The following is a 14,389-nucleotide window of genomic DNA, read 5'->3' as shown; positions in this document are numbered from 1 at the left end:
GTCCCTCACGGAAGTTGGTCGTACGCAGGAAGGGGGAACATCTGAGCCGGGGTGACGCCCCCGGTCAAGGGCATCGGGTCGTTCGCGCCCTGGCCGGCGGGGCCGGCGTAGGTGGACACGCCTCGTCGGGTCTGCCAGCCGGCCCAGATCCGGTCGACGTTCGCGTGGTGGAACCAGAACACGGGGTCGTTCGGTGAGGTGCCCATGCGCATGTCCCCGCCCACCCATTCGTGGACCCGGTTGTGCATGGCCGGCGTCTGCGACCCGATCGAGCCCTCCAACCAGTTCCGGATGCCGGCCGCGCGGTAGTCCCAGGGGGACGCGTCGTACACCGTCTGGTTGAGGACGTTGGTCAGCTGCGCCGCGGTCGGGAGGCTCGTCGCGGCGCTGCCGAAGCGGCGGATGATCCCCGCCCGCGTGCTGAACGTCCCCGAGCCGGAGTTGTAGAGCACCGAGACCCAGCTGGCGAACGGCCCGCTCGTGACGCGGTAGTTCTGGGCGGCCGTGCCGTCGCCGCCCAGCCCGGTGGGGAAGGGCCGGTTGACCCAGTCCCAGTACGGCATCGCCACACCCATGGCGGTCTCGAGCTGCCGGAGGAACCACCGGTGGACCGGCAGGAAGATCGCCCGACCGTGCCAGTCGGACGCCGTCCCCAGCATCGCCTGCTGGTGGAGCCGCGTCAGGTTGTCGTAGGCGCCGGAGGTCTTGGCCCGCTGCAGGCCGCTGATGACGGCCTGCTGGTCGGCGGCACTCATCAGCGCCCAGTTGCGCCGGGTCCCGATCGTCGGCGGGGGCGGGGACGTGGTGGTCGTGGTGGCGGTCGGGGTCGGGGACGCCGTCGGCGTGGGGGTCGCCGTCGCGGTCGGTGTCGGCGACGGGGTGTCGGTCGCGCCCCCGGCGACGACGAGGTCGTCGAACACCGCCGTCGAGGTGGTGCTCGGCGCTGCGTTGTTGAACCCGGCGCCGACGCCGAGGCTCACCTTCCCGCCGCTCGTCCAGGCACCCGGGTCTGTCGCCTCCAGCGCCCAGATGGCGGGCTCGGCGACGCTCGCGGGCCAGACCTTGAGGCGGAGGGCGGTGCCCACCTGCTGGACCCGGACCCTGCGGGCCCCGGTGCCCAGCCAGCTCCCGATGCTGGCGGGCGTGGTGTTGATGTCGGTCAGGCTCCCGTTGTTGTGCCGGTAGAAGTAGGAGCTGCCGTTGGTGTCCAGCCGCAGGCTGTGCCCGTTCAGGGGGAACATCCGCGATCCGGGGCCGGCGGCGGGGTCGGAGGTGCCGTCCGCCCGCCAGGCGATGCCGATGCTGAACCCGGCCTGGCCCCCGGGCACGGTGATCGTCACCGTGATGTCGTAGTCGCCGCCCGTGAGGGAGCCCACCGTCTGCTGACGGGCCGCCGTGGTCACCCCGGTCCGGGTGACCAGCCGGCCGGCGCTGCCCTGGAGCGTCGCCGTCCCGCTCTGCTCGGCCTGCGGCTGCCACGCGGCGGGCCAAGCGCCCCCGTCCGCGCCTGTCCATGTCTCGCCCAACAAAGTGGCCATCGTGCTGGCTCCATGTCCCCCGAACGGATGCCTGACAGCGACACGTTACCCACGGGAGCCACCGCGCGGGCGCCCTAGGCCAGATTGCCCCGGTGGACCTGCTCGGGGGGCAGGACGAACTCGACCTGGAGCGGCACGCCCGGGCCCAGCTCGGTGTCGATGGCGAGGCGGCGGGTCTGGTCCAGCTCCCCGAAGGCGGGGCTGTACCAGGCCGGCTCCTCGCTCATCGACGCCCGCCACGCCGCCGGGACGACCACCGTCACCAGGGTCGCTCCCCCGTCGCCGACCGCCCACCCCTCGGGCGTCCGCACCGCGTCCAGGCCCGGCGCCAGCAGCAGCGACCACCGGACGACGAGGCGCTCGTCGGCCCCCTCGAGACGGTCGGTCAGCCGGAACGACCCCGGGCCGAGCCCCTCGAGCGTCCGCCGGTGGACGACGCCGTACCGGCCGCGGTAGCCCTCGTGCCGGGCGTCGACGGCCCAGTGGGCGCCCGAGGCCGTCGCGGAGACGAGCTGCCCCTCCGCCCGGTGCCCGCGCCGCCAGCTGAAGGGGCCGGCGATCTGGCTGGAGTCCTGACCTCCGACCGCGAGGGTGTTGTGCTCCGCCGTCCGGCGCAGCCGGTCCCGCCAGTCCCCGCCGGAGTGGTAGAGGTAGGTGCCCGCGTCGACCAGCACGGGTCGGCCCCCCAGGTGGAGGAAGACCGCCAGCGTGTCCGCGTGCGCGTGCGCGGCCAGGTGTCCCATCCCCAGCGGAGCGTGGTCCAGCACCCAGAGGACCTCCTCCGCGGCGGAGCCGTGGCGCCAGACCGTGTAGCCCCCGTCGGCGAAGGTGGTGAGCCCGGTCGGCACGCCGGGCACCGGCCGGCCGAGCCCCGCGGCCACCAGGCCGAGGGCCGCCCGGGGCAGGGACGCGGGGGGCAGCGCCGCGGTGAGCAGCCGGGAGTCGTCGTCGTCCCCGATCCGGACGGCGTGGCCGCCCGCGTCGGTGACGGCGGCCAGGAACGCGGCCGCCCAGTCGATGCGCTCCAGCACCGCGGTGCTCAGCCGGCGCCGCTGGCGCCGGGCCAACCGGAGGCCGACGACCAGCCACTCCACGACCTCGAAGGCGTACATGGTCGCCTGCTCGGCCGGGACGCCGTCGTGGTGGAACTGCAGCAGAGTCACCGACTCGAGCTCCGACCACCAGCCGTCCAGCTCCTCGACGGTGGCCAGCCGCGGGTAGGCGGTCGCGGCGACCAGCAGGCCGACGAGCTCGGTGATCCGGTGGTTGTTGGCCGAGGAGTACCGGGAGGGGAAGCGGCGGATCCAGTCGACGTGCTCGGCGACGGCCACCCCGACCGACGACTCCAGGGCCGGGTCGCGTCCCTCCACCGGCTCGGTGAGCTCCAGCACGAGGACCATGACGAGGACCCGGTGGGCCAGCTCGATCCCCGAGCGCCACACGACCCCCCGTCGCGGCGGGTGGCGCTCGACCCAGTCCCGCAGGTGCTCACGGCACGACCGGCTGGCCGGGAGGTGACCGCGGTGGGCGGCGTCGGCGGCCACCGGCAGGAGGTGCAGGAGGCGGTTGAGCTCCCAGACGTACTTGACCTCGACCGGCTCGGCCGTCGCCGGCAGCAGGGGGACGTCGAAGCAGTAGTCCTGCGGCCAGCGGAACCCGGTGACGGGGTCGAGGTCCCAGTCGGGCAGGCCCTGGGGGGTCACGGCCCAGGGGCGGCCGAACACGACGACCTCCCCGCGCCCCGCCGCCTCGGACTGGTGCTGCCAGAAGGAGGCGACCCCGGGCTGGTCACGCCAGCCGAGGACGAGCTGGGCGAGGGAGGTGTCGACGCGCGGCCCCGGGTCGGGCGCGCCGCCGGTCGCGACGGGCCGCCGGCCCTGCGCACGCCGGACCTGCTCGCCCACCCGGAAGGGGAGCTCCTCCGGGGGCATGGCCCGGGCGCGGTGGAGGTACCAGGCCAGGCGACGCCGGGCGTCAGCGACCCGCATCGGGTCGCCGGGGCTCACGCCCGCGGCCCTCCTTCGTCACCAGTCCCGAGCCGTTGCTCGCGACTTCCGCGCCCGTGGGTCGCGCCGGGACGCCGTTGCTGCCGGCGCCTGCCGGGCGCCGCACCGGGCCGTCGACGTCCCAGGACCACGACCCGGGCTGCGACCGGTCGGCCCGCGTCGGTCGACGGGTCCGACCCGGCCGGTTCTCGCGCGCCCACGCGACCCCGGCGCCGACGGCCAGGCCGAGCACGAGACCGATCGCGGCGTACAGCCGGCGGCTGGGGCTGTAGGGCGCACGCGGGAGGTCGGCGGCGCTGAGGACGTTGACGCGGACGGGGCTCTGCTCGGGGCTGGCGTTCTCCATCCGGGCCACGACCGCGTCGTACACCTCGCCGATCGCCGTCGCCACCCGCAGCGCGCCCTCGGCGGAGGAGTCCTCCACCCGGACCGTGATGACGGCCGTGTCCACGGTGTTGGACGCCTCGATGCTGTCCGCGAGGTCGGAGTAGTCACCGTTCCGGCTGGGCGCGAGCCCCAGCTCCGTCCGGACGGCCTGGAGGAGGTCGCTCGAGTCCACCATGTCGGTGTACGACGAGACGTGGGTCCGTGCGTACTCCCCGTTCTGCAGCCGGTCGTTGGCGTTCGAGCCTCGCGCTGAGACGTACAGCTGGGTCGTGGCGACGTAGGACGGGGTCACCACGAACGTCGCCAGGAGCGTGGCCAGGGCCGCCCCGCCCAGCGTGCAGGCCAGCACCAGGGCCACGTGCCGCCTGATCAGGTGGATGAAACCCGTCGTCGTCAAGGATCCTGTCCTCTCCCCCGCCCTCGAACAGGCCACGAGCGCGACAGCCGTCCTCCACCGTTCCAGCAGCGCGCGCCCCCTGCTCCCCCCAGGCCAGCGACCTTAGCCGCTGCGGATCGGCGCTGCGGGGGAAAAGGGGCGTTCGACGCCCGGGCTGTGCCACTTGTGACACCGGCAGCACGGATCTCCACCTTTCCGCCCGCCCGGGGGCCCGCCCCGGGTAAGGTCCGCAACCACAGGGGGCGGCCAGACCGCGAGACCTGGCGAGGGCCGGGGCTCCGCAGCGGCAGTCGGCTCCTCATCCCAGGGGGCCAGATCCGTTGACGACATCTCCGAGGGCGGCGCACCGAGGCGAGCTCTGCGGTGCCGCACGATGCGCGAGCCGGTGCCTGCACCCCCCGTCCGCGGCCCGGCTGCCCGGGGGCGTCGGCCCCTGGAGACGCGGCGAGCGCTCATGAGGCTGGTCAGGCAGGCGTTGGCCAACCCCCTGCTGCAGGTGGTCGGGGCGCGTGCGGTGACCTTCCCGGTGACGCTCGTCTGCGGGCTCGTCTGGCTGCGTCTCGTGATCGGACAGCTGGGGGCAGCGGAGTACGGGTTCCTGGCCCTCGTGGTGGGGCTGCAGTTCCTGCTGGGGTTCCTCGACTTCGGCACGTCGGCGAACGTGCTGGAGGGCGCGGGCCGCTTCCGCGTCGACCGGGACGTGGCGGCGCTGGGGCGCGCGCTCGGCTCGGCCTGGCGGATGATCCTCGTCGGCAACCTGCTGGTGCTCCTCGGAGCGGTGCTGGTCCTGGTCGCCGGCGCCTGGGGGCCCATCCTCGGCTTCCCCGAGCGCACCGCCACCGCCGGGCTGGCCGTGGTCCTCATCCTCGCCGTCAACACGGTGGTCCGGCCCCTCTCCCTGTCCTCGGCCCTGGTGGCCGGGCTGGGGCGGCCGGCCGTCGCCACCTGGGCCCAGTCGCTCACGGGTCTGTCCTCGCTCGGTCTGCTGGCGGTCCTGCTGTGGACCGACGCTCCCGTGGCGTTCATCGCCGCGACGCCGATCGCCGGACAGCTGGTGGCCTACGCGGTGCCGTTCGTGGTCTCGATGCGGACGGTGCCGGGCCTGCTCCGGGCGGCTGGCGCCGGCATGCTGCGGCGCACCCACGCCGACCACAAGCTGCGGCGCCTGGCCCTGCCCCTGCTCGTGATCCAGATGATCGGGCCGCTGAACGACCAGCTCGACCGGCTGGTCCTCGCTCACCTCAGCACGGTCGAGGCGCTGGCCAGCTACGCGTTGGGTGCTCAGCTGTACTCGAGCGCGATGTCCTTCTGCACCGTGCTGATCCCCCAGCTGTGGTCGGAGTTCGCCGAGCTGCGGGCCACCGGCGGGCCGCGCGCCGCCGTGCGCCGCTCGCTGAGCTACCTCAGGCGGCTGTGGCCGCTCGCCGTCCTGGGGGGGGCGGCCTTCACCCTGGTGTGCCACGAGGCGGCTCCCTGGGTCTCCGACGGGAAGCTGGAGCTGTCCTGGCTGCTCTGCAGCGTGTTCGGGGCGGAGCTGGCGCTGTCGGCGTCGAGCCTGGTCCTGGGGATCGGGCTGACCGACCCGCGCAGCCTCCGCAGGCAGCCTGTCCTGCTCGCCATCAGCACGGGCGTGAACCTCGTCCTGACCCTGGTCCTGGCGGGGCCGCTCGGGGCTCTCGGGCCGGCCCTGGCGTCGCTGGTGGCCGCATCGCTGCAACTGCCGCTGCTCGCCCTCCTCGCCGCCGGGGTCCTGCGCGACCGGGCGGCCGACCAGCACGACCGCGAGCCCGACCTGGAGGCCTTCACGACGCGTCGCGCGGGCTCCTGACCGCGGGCGACCGGTCCGGGGCGTCAGCCCTCCCGGCGCCCTGGACCGTCGACGAGCGCCTCCAGGTCAGCGGGCGACGCCGGCCGACACCAGCCGGCGGAGCTTGGGCCCGAGCCGGATCGGGAACAGCCGGGCCAGCAACAACCCGGTCACCACGAGGTCGGTGACCGGTCGACCGCCGAAGGCGGTGCCGCTGGCCACGCGCAGCCGGTGCCAGCTCAGCTCCCGTCCGATGAACGTCTCCTCGCCCGAGAGCCCCCAGGTCTCGACCACGGCGAGGATCCCCGGGACCAGGCCCGGCTCGGCGGTCCGGGCGAGCCTCAGGAAGAACTCCTGGTCGGCGGCGGTGCCCAGGTCCTCGCGGTACGGACCGACCTCGCGGTAGAGCTCGCGCGCGACGTACGCGGCCTGGTGCGGGATCGGCTTCAGGCCGGCGCGCAGAGCACGCCTCGAGAACGGCGCGAAGACGTACTCCTCCTGCAGCCGGCCCTCCCGGTCCCGGCCCTGGACACCGCCGTAGGCCCAGCGCCAGCGGTCGCGCCGGAGGTGCTCGGTGACCCGCTCCAGTGCCCCCGGCACCAGCTCGTCCCCGCCGTTCAGCACCAGGACCAGGGGCGCGCTCGTGCTCGCGATCCCGGCGTTCATGGAGGGGTAGATCCCCCGGGGTGGGTCCGGCAGCAGGGTCCGGCGCTCGGGGTCGGCATCCCGCCAGGCCGTGAGCCAGGCCGCGACCTCGGCGTCGGAGCCGCCGTCCACCACGACGTGCTCGTAGCGGGCGTAGGCCTGCTGCGCCACCGACGCGACGGTCTTGCGGATACCGGCCGGGTCGTCCTTGGTGATCGTGACGATGGCGACCACCGGTCCGGGCCCGCGGGTGGCGTCGCCAGCCTCCCCCGCGGCGGCGCGGTCGCGCGGCGCCGCCGGCTTCATCGGCGCCGGACCCGCAGCGCGAGGAGGATCACGCGGTGACCCTAGCAAGGCGCCTCCCTCGGGAGCGTCCGCGGCGCGGATGGGCGGACGTCGTGCGGGCCGCCGGCCGAGGAGCGAGTCCTCGCTGATCGCCCCGGGCCCCGGAGGCTCTGAGCTACCCTCTCGGCATGCCGCCCCCCGCCTCCCCGCTCGTCGCCCGGGAGGTGTCCTCCCTGGAGGAGCTGCACGCGGACTGGACCCGGCTCGCCGAGCTGGACGGGGACCTGTTCAAGACCTGGGAGTGGGCGCGCGTCTGGGAGGACGCCTTCGGTTCCGAGGGGCGGGTGCTGCTGACCTTCGGGCGGGCAGGAGAGCCGCTCACCGGCATCGCCCGGCTCACCCGGGCCGGGCGCGGACCTCTGCACGTCCTCCGTTTCGAGGGGCAGGGGCCCGGGGACCAGGTGGGGCCGGTCTGCGACCCGGCCGACCGGGCCGCCGTCGCAGCCGTGCTGCGGAAGGCCGTCACCACGCGCCACGGTCGACCCGGCGCCCTGCTCGCCACCGGCCTGATGCGCGAGCAGGGATGGGCGCCGCTCCTCGGCGGTGTGGTCCTGCGCGGTCGGCCGAGCCCGGTGCTGGAGTTCAACGGCCTCGACTGGGATGGCTGGCTCGCCTCCAAGACCAAGCACTTCCGCCAGCAGGTCTGGAGGCAGGAGCGCCGGCTCGTGCGGGACGAGGCTCTCACCTTCCGTCGGATCACCGGCCCGGACGAGCTCGACGGAGCCCTGGACCAGTTCATCGCCTTCCACGACGCCCGTTGGCAGGGTGAGTCCGACTTCTTCGCGGCGGGCGGCCGAGCCCTGCACACCGCCTTCGCCCGCCACGGGCTCGCGAGGGGCTGGCTGCGGCTCTTCTCGGCCGACCTCCACGGGCAACCCGCCGCGTACTGGCTCGGCTACCGCTTCGGCGACGACTACTGGTTCTTCCAGCTCGCGCGCGACCCGCAGTGGGAGAGGTCGAGCATCGGGATGGTCCTGATCAACCACGCCCTGCGGTGCGCCTTCGAGGAGGGGGCGGTCCGCTTCCGCTTCATGTCGGGCGGTCACGACTACAAGATGCGGTTCGCGAACGCCGACGCCGGGCACGAGACCGTGCTCGTCACCGGCCCGGTCCTGGCCCGTCTGGCCAGGACCGGCGTCACCACCGCCCGCCGGCTGCCGGAGCCGGTGACCGCGCGGTTGCGACGCCTGCTGTCCCGCTGAGCCGACCTGCGACCGCGGCGGGTCAGCGCCCCCGGAGGACGAGCTTCGCCGCGAGCCGCAGCCCCCGGTCCCGTCCGGTCACCCCGATCCGTGGCGTGGCGAGGATGGTGGGCAGTCCCGCGACCCGGGTCACCGCACAGGCGTAGGTGTAGCCGGCCGCGCGGACCGCGTCGACGGCCGCGCCGTCCACCGCGCCGTAGGGGTAGCAGAAGGACCGTGCCTCGACGCCCATGAGCTCGCTCAGCGCCGCCCGGCTGGCGGCCACCTCGTGCTGCAGGCGGCCGGGGTCCACCTCGGTGAGGCGGGCGTGGGTCACGCTGTGGGACCCGATCTCCCACCCCCGAGCGGCGAGGTCGCGCAGGTCGGCGGCGTCGACGAGCTGACGGCGGGGGGGCGGGTCCCAGACGTTCTCGCCGTCCAGCAGACCGGACACGACGAAGACGGTGGCCGTGAACCCGCACTGCTCCAGGACCGGAGCGGCCCAGGTCCGGACGTCCCGGTAGCCGTCGTCGAAGGTCAGGCCCACGAGACCGTCCGCGTCGCCGCGGGCCGCCGCGTCCCCGAGCTCGCCGAGCGAGACGCCCCGCAGACCCACGCGCCGCAGCGTCCGCATCTGCTCGGCGAAGCGGTCGGGCGGCACGAAGAGGGCGAAGGGGTCCACGCCGACCCGGCCGACCCCGTGGTACATCAGGACCGGCCGCGACCTGGTGAGCCTCGTGAACGTCCTGCCCCGGCGGGTGGTGCCCCCGGTCCCCGGGCGGCCCGCCACGTAGCGCGTCCTCACCCGCGGCCCGCCGCTCCCGGGCCGGGGTCACCCCGCCCGCTGCCGGCCGCTCGCCGCTCAGACATCGACGCGGACGAGCCGCCCCGAGCGCTCGTCGTCGAGGAGCTTGATGTCGGCGTCGACCATGATCTTCACCAGGTCGGGGGTGTGCACCTGCGGCTCCCAGCCGAGGTCCCGCTTGGCCTTCGAGTAGTCCCCGATCAGCGCGTCGACCTCCGTGGGCCGCTCGTAGCGCTGGTCGTGCTCGACGTACTTCTCCCAGTCGAGGCCGGCGTGCCCGAACGCCAGCTGGACGAAGTCGCGGACCGTGTGCGCCGTCCCCGTCGCCAGCACGTAGTCCTGCGGCTCCGGGGCCTGCATCATCCGCCACATCCCCTCGACGAACTCCGGGGCGTAGCCCCAGTCGCGCACGGCGTCGAGGTTGCCCATGTACAGCTTGTCCTGGAGGCCCGCCTGGATGCGGGCGACCGCCCTGGTCACCTTCCGGGTGACGAAGGTGGCCCCGCGCCGCGGCGACTCGTGGTTGAACAGGATGCCGTTCACGGCGTAGATGCCGTAGGCCTCCCGGTAGTTCCGGGTCGCCCAGTACGCGTAGAGCTTGGCCACCCCGTAGGGGCTCCGGGGGTGGAAGGTGGTGTTCTCGTCCTGCGGCGGCGGGCTCGCACCGAACATCTCCGAGGAGGACGCCTGGTAGATCTTGGTCCGCACCCCGGCGGCGTGCACGGCCTCGAGCAGCCGCATGGCCGCGACGCCGGTCACGTCGCCGGTGAAGACCGGCTGGTCGAAGGAGACCCGGACGTGGGACTGGGCCCCGAGGTTGTACACCTCGTCCGGGTTGACGTCGCGGAGCACGTTGATCAGGGTGACGCCGTCGGTGAGGTCCCCGTAGTGCAGGAAGAGCCGGCGGTCGCTCGCGTGCGGGTCCTGGTAGATGGCGTCCAGACGCTCGGTGTTGAAGGTGGAGGACCGCCGGATGAGCCCGTGCACCTCGTAGCCCTTGCTCAGCAGCAGCTCCGCCAGGTAGGACCCGTCCTGCCCGGTGATACCGGTGATCAGCGCCGATCTGCCCACGCCTGCCTCCTTCGCTGCTCGCACCTGTGCGGTCGCCCGGGTGGCGTTAGCATAGGGCGCGACACCCGGGACAGGAGCCGTTCATGCCGACCTCCGCGCTGGCCAGGGACGCCCCCACCTACGTGGCCGGGCACGGCGGGCTGGTGGGCGGCGCGGTCCTCCGCCACCTGGCCGATGCCGGGTTCACCTCCCTGCTGACGGCGAGCTCGGCCGACCTCGACCTGCGGGACCGCGACGCCGTGGAGGCCTTCTTCGCGGTCCGGCGGCCGGCCACAGTCGTGATGGCCGCGGCGCGGGTCGGCGGGATCATCGCCAACAGCACCTACCCGGCCGACTTCATCTCCGACAACCTGCGCATGCAGGTGAACGTCCTCGACATGGCGGCCCGCCACGGGACGACCAGGCTGCTGTTCCTCGGCTCGAGCTGCATCTACCCCAAGCTGGCCTCGCAGCCCATCCGCGAGGACAGCCTGCTGACCGGGCTGCTCGAGCCGACGAACGACGCCTACGCCATCGCCAAGATCGCCGGCGTGCTCCAGGTGCAGGCCCTGCGGCGGCAGCACGCGCTGCACTACATCTCCGCGATGCCGACCAACCTCTACGGTCCGGGTGACAACTTCCACCCCCAGAACTCCCATGTCCTGCCGGGTCTGATCCGCCGGATCCACGAGGCCAAGGCGTCGGGCGCCGACCGCGTCGTCGTGTGGGGGACGGGGACGCCGCGCCGCGAGTTCCTGCACGTGGACGACCTCGCCCGAGCCTGCCTGTTCCTGCTGGAGCACTACGACGCCCCGGAGCCGGTCAACGTCGGCACGGGCACCGACCTGTCGATCCGCGAGCTGGCCGAGCTGGTGGCCCTCGTCGTCGGGTTCGAGGGACGGCTGGAGTTCGACACCAGCAAGCCGGACGGGACCCCGCGCAAGCTGCTCGACGTGGGCAAGCTCCACGCACTGGGCTGGCAGGCCCGGATCGGGCTCCGCGAGGGGCTGGAGCAGACCTACGCCTGGTACCGGCAGCAGCTGGACGCCGGGACGCTCCGCGCCGCCTAGGGAGGCCGCACCGGTCGCGGCGTGCCGCGGCGTGCCGCGGCGTGCCGCGGTCTGCCGATCTGCTGTTCTCCGCTCGGACGGTCCGGGTCTTCGCTAGCCTCGGTCGCCTGAGCGGGCTGACCGCCGTGACACAGCCAGGCTTCCCCTGCCGGGGCCGTCCGTGAGCGAGGAGTGCCCGTGAGCCAGCCGGCCACCGCAGCGCTGGGGTTGGAGACCGAGGTCGTGCGGGACGCCCGCGCCTTCGGCCTCCTGGCGCAGGAGTGGGACCGGCTGTACGGGTCGGCCCCCCGGGCCACGCCCTTCCAGACGCACGCCTGGCTGGTGGCCTGGTGGCGGGCCTACGGTGAGCCCGGCCGGCTGCGCGTGGTGCTGGTGCGGTCCCAGGGCCGCCTGGTCGCGGCCGCTCCGCTCCACCTGGTGAACCGCGGCCCCGTCCGGGTCCTGGCCCCGCTCGGCGGGGCCATCTCCGACTTCACCGACGTCCTGGTCGAGGAGGCCCGCGGGCGCGACGAGGCGTCGGCCTACCTGTCGGGGCTGGTCGACGCGCTCGACGCGGTCGCGGGCTGGGACGTCCTGGACCTCCCCGAGGTGAGGGGCGGCGCTGCCGCGGAGCTGCTGGCGGGGCTCTGGCCGGGCCGGGTGCGACGACAGGAGTCGTCCGCGTGCATGGAGCTGCCCGTGACCGACTTCTCCGAGCTGCTGCTCACGCTCCCCACCAAGCGTGCCCGCGAGGTGCGCCGGGTGCTGAGGCGCAGCGACGAGCTCGGTCTCGTCGTGGCCGACGTGCCCTCGCCCGAGGTCGCGGAAGCGGTGCCGAGACTGCTGCAGCTGCACGCCCTGCAGTGGGAGGGCCGGGGTGGCAACCCGGAGCACCAGCGGCCCCGGTTCGCCCAGCACCTCGCCGAGGCCCTGACCGTGATGGTGGACCAGGGCCAGGCCGCGGTCGTCCGCTACCAGCTCGACGGCCAGGAGCTGGCCGGCCAGGTCGTCCTGGTCGGCCACGACCTCATCGGCGGCTACCTGCTCGGGGTGGCACCCGAGCTCTACCGGCGCATGGACTTCTCCACCTACGTCGTCCGCGCCGACCTCGAGCGAGCACGGGGCCGCGGCTGCTCGACCTACAGCATGCTGCGCGGACGCGAGTCCTACAAGGAGCGGTGGCACGCGGTCGCGGCGGTCAACAGCCGCCTGCTGCTCGTCCGCCCGTCGGCGCCCCGGGGCCTCGCCTACGCGCTCGGCGTGCGGTCACGGGCTCGTCTCGTCGTCGCGGCGGGCGAGCACGCCCCCTGGCTGGTCGAGGCCAGGCAGCGGTACCGCCGGCGCGCGGCCGACCGTGCGTCCGGCCGAGGAGGCCCCGGCCCGGGGACGTCCGGCTCGGGGACGCCCGGCTCGGTCCTCGCAGCCGGGGTCGACGGGCCCCGGCCTCCGTAGCGGGGAGGGCGCCCGGGAGGGGCCCACCGGGCTCGCGGCGAGCCGTCAGGGGACCTGCAGCTCGGGCCGGAAGATCCACACCCGCCAGACCGATCCGTCGTCCTGGGCCGCGCTGTGCACGAGGTCGCCGTCGCAGGCGACGACGGACGACTTCGGTCCCTGACCCTGCCGGGGTTCCACGAAGGACCAGCAGCCGGGCCGCCCGGGCAGCGGGGTGGCGCCCGCCGGGTCGCCGAGGGTGTCGCCGCGCACGTAGTAGTCGACCGACTGCTCGCTCAGGTGCTGCGCGATCGTGCGGCTGCGGAGGACGGAGAGGTACCTGTCGTCCTCCACCAGACCTTCCAGCTGCACGGCTCGCCGCCGGCTGGCCCAGACGAGCCCACCCGCCCGGTCTCCCACCGCGATCACCGCGTCCGGAGCGGTGTGCTGGTCGATCCAGGCCCCGACCCCGGTGCTGCTGGTGGTCCAGGACGTCCGGGGGTCGTCGAGCACGAACAAGCCCACCCCCACCGCGGCGGCCAGGCACGCGGCGCCGACCGGGACGACCGGCCTGCTGAGCACCCCCGACCAGCGAGCCCGGAGGACCGCCCGGAGCACGACCAGGCCGGCCACCGTGAACTGCAGCGGGACGTAGTAGTAGTACCACTCCCAGAGGTGCCAGCTCGAGGTCGCGGCGTAGTAGCCCAGCTGCAGGAGCTGCGCCAGGGCGAGCGCCTGGAGGATGCCGGACAACGCGGCGTCCTGCGGCGCGCTGAAGAGCGGTGCCGCTCCCCCGGTGCGGCGCAGCAGCCCGAGGGCCACCGCGGTGACGAGGACGGCCTGCAGCCCCAGCCACAGGGAGGTCAGCGGCCCGGCGTCGCCGAAGCTGAGGTAGCTGCGGAACACCGAGACCGCCGACTCCGGGGTTGCGCCTCCGAGCGCTTTGGCCAGACCCGACACCGGGACGGGCGTCCCGAAGTGCACCTGGTTCCAGGCGCCGTAGGCCACGAGCCCCGCGACGACGACGAGGGCCGTGGTGAGCCACGCGCACCTCAGGTCCCGGTCGCGCCGTCGCGCGAGGACCACGACCCCGGAGGCCAGGAGGAGGGCGACGGCGTCGAGCCGGCTGAGGACCAGGACCAGACCCGCCAGCCCCAGCAGGGCGCCGTGGCGGACGGCCTCGCGCCGTCCCTGGCCGAGGTGCTCCGGTGACCGCAGCAGCAGGAGGACCACCAGCATGGCGGCCGGGGTCACGAGGGCGAACTCCATGCCGTTGTAGACCTGGTTGCCGAACAGGCCACCGACGGCGGTCGCGTACCCGGCCGCGTAGAGCCCCTCGGTCCTGGCGCCGAGGCCGTCGGCGAACTTCCAGGCGAGCACCACGAAGCAGGAGAAGAGGACCCCCGCGAGGACGAAGGTGAGCCGGAGCTGCCGGTCACCCGACGCGACGGCGGCGACGGGCAGGAGGAGCAGCTGCCAGAGGGGTTGGTACCCGTTGGTCGGCACCAGCCCGCCGAAGGTGGAGCCGCTGCCGGTCACCAGGTGGTGCGCGATCAGCGCGTAGTAGTAGGCGTCGTCGGAGAAGTCCTGCCGCACCCGTCCGATCGACCCGGCGAGGGCGACGGCGCCGAGCACGGCCGGGTACAGCAGGCCGAGCACCACGAAGCCCGCCGGGACGACCGGCCCCGGCGCGGCCCGGCCCGGACCGGACGACGTCGGCACGACGGGCTGGCGCTGCTCGCGACCGG

The 14,389-nt window shown here is 74.2% G+C and carries 11 protein-coding genes; 4 read left to right on the top strand and 7 right to left on the bottom strand.

What is annotated here, in order from left to right; translation table 11 throughout:
* Nucleotides 1-5: 5 nt before the first annotated feature.
* The 3 genes from BLT72_RS22080 to BLT72_RS06050 all read right to left on the bottom strand — a co-directional run bounded on the left by BLT72_RS22080 (nucleotide 6) and on the right by BLT72_RS06050 (nucleotide 4,328).
* Nucleotides 6-1,538 carry a tyrosinase family protein gene (locus BLT72_RS22080; protein WP_157720314.1) on the bottom strand — a complete coding sequence of 511 codons (1,533 nt, stop codon included), beginning with the start codon at nucleotides 1,536-1,538 and terminating at the stop codon, nucleotides 6-8.
* 74 nt (nucleotides 1,539-1,612) lie between these two features.
* Nucleotides 1,613-3,544: a heparinase II/III family protein gene (locus BLT72_RS06055; RefSeq protein WP_091411099.1), complete on the bottom strand. Its 1,932-nt coding sequence runs from the start codon at nucleotides 3,542-3,544 to the stop codon at nucleotides 1,613-1,615.
* Nucleotides 3,513-4,328: a YveK family protein gene (locus tag BLT72_RS06050; protein WP_157720313.1), complete on the bottom strand. Its 816-nt coding sequence runs from the start codon at nucleotides 4,326-4,328 to the stop codon at nucleotides 3,513-3,515. Before BLT72_RS06050 ends, BLT72_RS06055 begins: the two co-directional genes overlap by 32 nt.
* 454 nt (nucleotides 4,329-4,782) lie before the next feature.
* Between BLT72_RS06050 and BLT72_RS06045 the strand changes: the two genes are divergently transcribed.
* Nucleotides 4,783-6,156: a lipopolysaccharide biosynthesis protein gene (locus tag BLT72_RS06045; RefSeq protein ID WP_157720312.1), complete on the top strand. Its 1,374-nt coding sequence runs from the start codon at nucleotides 4,783-4,785 to the stop codon at nucleotides 6,154-6,156.
* 66 nt (nucleotides 6,157-6,222) lie between these two features.
* On the opposite strand, the gene BLT72_RS06040 is transcribed toward BLT72_RS06045, so the two are convergent.
* Nucleotides 6,223-7,086 carry a glycosyltransferase gene (locus BLT72_RS06040; protein ID WP_091411094.1) on the bottom strand — a complete coding sequence of 288 codons (864 nt, stop codon included), beginning with the start codon at nucleotides 7,084-7,086 and terminating at the stop codon, nucleotides 6,223-6,225.
* Between the two features lie 167 nt (nucleotides 7,087-7,253).
* Here BLT72_RS06040 and BLT72_RS06035 point away from each other — a divergent pair, with 167 nt between their 5' ends.
* Nucleotides 7,254-8,327 (top strand): GNAT family N-acetyltransferase, encoded by a 1,074-nt coding sequence (locus tag BLT72_RS06035; protein ID WP_091411093.1) that lies wholly within the window; start codon nucleotides 7,254-7,256, stop codon nucleotides 8,325-8,327.
* 22 nt (nucleotides 8,328-8,349) lie between these two features.
* On the opposite strand, the gene BLT72_RS06030 is transcribed toward BLT72_RS06035, so the two are convergent.
* Nucleotides 8,350-9,015 carry a polysaccharide deacetylase family protein gene (locus BLT72_RS06030; RefSeq protein WP_091411091.1) on the bottom strand — a complete coding sequence of 222 codons (666 nt, stop codon included), beginning with the start codon at nucleotides 9,013-9,015 and terminating at the stop codon, nucleotides 8,350-8,352.
* A 153-nt stretch (nucleotides 9,016-9,168) separates the two neighbouring features.
* On the bottom strand, nucleotides 9,169-10,182 hold the full coding sequence (gene gmd / locus BLT72_RS06025; RefSeq protein WP_091411090.1) for a GDP-mannose 4,6-dehydratase: 1,014 nt from the start codon (nucleotides 10,180-10,182) through the stop codon (nucleotides 9,169-9,171).
* Between the two features lie 83 nt (nucleotides 10,183-10,265).
* Here gmd and BLT72_RS06020 point away from each other — a divergent pair, with 83 nt between their 5' ends.
* Together BLT72_RS06020 and BLT72_RS06015 are read left to right on the top strand one after the other, a co-directional pair.
* On the top strand, nucleotides 10,266-11,231 hold the full coding sequence (locus tag BLT72_RS06020; RefSeq protein WP_091411088.1) for a GDP-L-fucose synthase family protein: 966 nt from the start codon (nucleotides 10,266-10,268) through the stop codon (nucleotides 11,229-11,231).
* Nucleotides 11,232-11,408: 177 nt separating this feature from the next.
* The gene (locus tag BLT72_RS06015) at nucleotides 11,409-12,662 is read left to right on the top strand and encodes a GNAT family N-acetyltransferase (RefSeq protein ID WP_091411086.1); all 1,254 of its coding nucleotides are present in this window, start codon (nucleotides 11,409-11,411) and stop codon (nucleotides 12,660-12,662) included.
* A gap of 45 nt (nucleotides 12,663-12,707) precedes the next feature.
* Here BLT72_RS06015 and BLT72_RS06010 read toward each other — a convergent pair whose 3' ends face one another.
* A complete protein-coding gene (locus BLT72_RS06010; protein ID WP_091411083.1) occupies nucleotides 12,708-14,363 on the bottom strand; it encodes a hypothetical protein in 1,656 nt (551 codons plus the stop codon).
* Between the last annotated feature and the right edge of the window lie 26 nt (nucleotides 14,364-14,389).

Source organism: Friedmanniella luteola (assembly GCF_900105065.1).
Taxonomy (GTDB): Bacteria; Actinomycetota; Actinomycetes; order Propionibacteriales; family Propionibacteriaceae; genus Microlunatus; species Microlunatus luteolus.
The sequence above is the reverse complement of the archived record's forward strand: the minus strand, read 5'-3'. Positions and strand labels throughout refer to the sequence as shown.